This window comes from Dietzia sp. SLG310A2-38A2 (genome assembly GCF_014145095.1).
In the GTDB taxonomy this organism is placed as follows: Bacteria; Actinomycetota; Actinomycetes; order Mycobacteriales; family Mycobacteriaceae; genus Dietzia.
Map to the genome: position 1 here is coordinate 1 of NZ_JAALDX010000332.1, position 1,588 is coordinate 1,588.

Consider the following 1,588-nt stretch of genomic DNA (forward strand, 5'->3'; position numbering starts at 1 on the left):
CGCAGCCGGGGCGGCGGTGCTGGCGGGGTCCGCGGTGCTCGGATTCGTCGTCACCCGCGGAGCCCTCGCCCCGACCGGTGAGGAGGCGACGGACTGCGCCCCGGTCTCCGAACCCGGCCACGTGGTGGGCGACGGCCCGGGGTCGCTGGACTCGCCATTGGAGACCGTGTTGGCCTTCGACCACGCCTACTACGTCGAGCGCTCGGCGGAGAAGGCGTTCGAGGCGGTCTCGCCGTCGAGCCGGATGACGCCGGACCAGTTGCGCGTCGACGGGGTGGACCGGGTGGCCGAGGGCACCACCCACTGCGTGGACGCGCGGGAGCTGTCGCCCACGCTCCTCGAGGTGAGCCTCACCGAGTCCCCGCCCGATGCGGAGCCGGTGGTGATGCGGCAGCGTGTCCGGGTGGCGGAGAACCCTGACGGCACCTGGGGGATCGTCTCGATCACGCCCGCGGGATGACCGGGCGGTGCCCGTGGGCCGGGAGACGGGCTCAGGGGCCGGGGTCGAGGTACTCCTCGGGCGGGGTGCGCCCCGAGGCGACCGCGTCGAAGAACCCCGTGGTGCTCGGACCCCACACGAGGTAGGAGCCCACGGAGCCGGAGGCCATGCCGTCGTAGGGGGCGGTGACGGTGAGCGGATCGCCCCGGAGCTTCCACATCACCGAGGCGAGGTTCCAGATGTGGTCCCCGGAGTCCACCGTGACGGCCTCCGAGGCCGCGTCGACCAGTGACACCGCGGTGAACGGGTTGAGCAGGTTCCCCGGGGACATGGTCTCGCTCATGAGCGCGCCGAGGAACTGCCGCTGGTTGCGGACCCGCTGGAGGTCCTGCTCGGCGAACCCGTAGCGGGTACGGACGAACCCGAGGGCCTGCGGCCCCGCGAGGGTCTGACACCCGGCGGCCAGGTCGAGTCCGGCGAGCGGGTCGTTGATCGGCTCGGAGATGCAGATGTCCACGCCACCGACCGCGTCGACGATCCCGGCGAAGCCGCCGAATCCGATCTCCGCGTAGTGGTCGATCCGCATCCCGGTCTGCTCCTCGAGCGTGCGGGTCAGCAGCGCAGGACCGCCGAAGGTGTAGGCGGCGTTGAGCTTGTTCTGTCCGTAGTCCGGGATGTCGACCAGCAGGTCGCGCGGGAGCGAGATGAGCATGGTCCGGCCACCGTCCCGCGGCGTGTAGACCAGCATCATGGTGTCCGTGCGCTTACCGCCGGCATCGGACTCCGAACCGGTGGACAGCTGGGCCTGCTGCTCCGGGGTCAGTCCCTCGCGGGAATCGGTCCCCACCAGGAGGGTGATGCTGCCCGGGGTGTTTCCGCCGCGGCCGGGGTAGTCGGTCAGCGCGTCGATCCGCTGCAGCTTGGAGTCCGCCCACAGGACGCTCACCACGCCCAGCGTGAGGATCAGGACGAGTACCAGACCCAGGATCCGGACGGGGCCGAGGCGCCGCCTGCCGGGTGCCCGGCGGGTGCGGCGATCCCGTGACGGCCCGTATCCGGCCCGTGACGGACGTCGGGTAGAGCGGGGATCGCGCGGGTCGACCGCTTGTCGGCGGGGGTCGCGGACGCCTGATCGTGAACGGGACCCGC

General features: G+C 72.0%; 1 protein-coding gene and 1 pseudogene. One reads left to right on the forward strand and one right to left on the reverse strand.

Annotated elements, in window-relative coordinates:
• Positions 1-460, forward strand: a pseudogene (locus G6027_RS12010) (hypothetical protein); the annotation flags it as partial.
• A gap of 31 nt (positions 461-491) precedes the next feature.
• Here the strand turns inward: G6027_RS12010 and G6027_RS12015 are convergent.
• The coding region (locus tag G6027_RS12015) for an LCP family protein (protein WP_241727067.1) at positions 492-1,588 on the reverse strand (1,097 nt) is incomplete at its 5' end.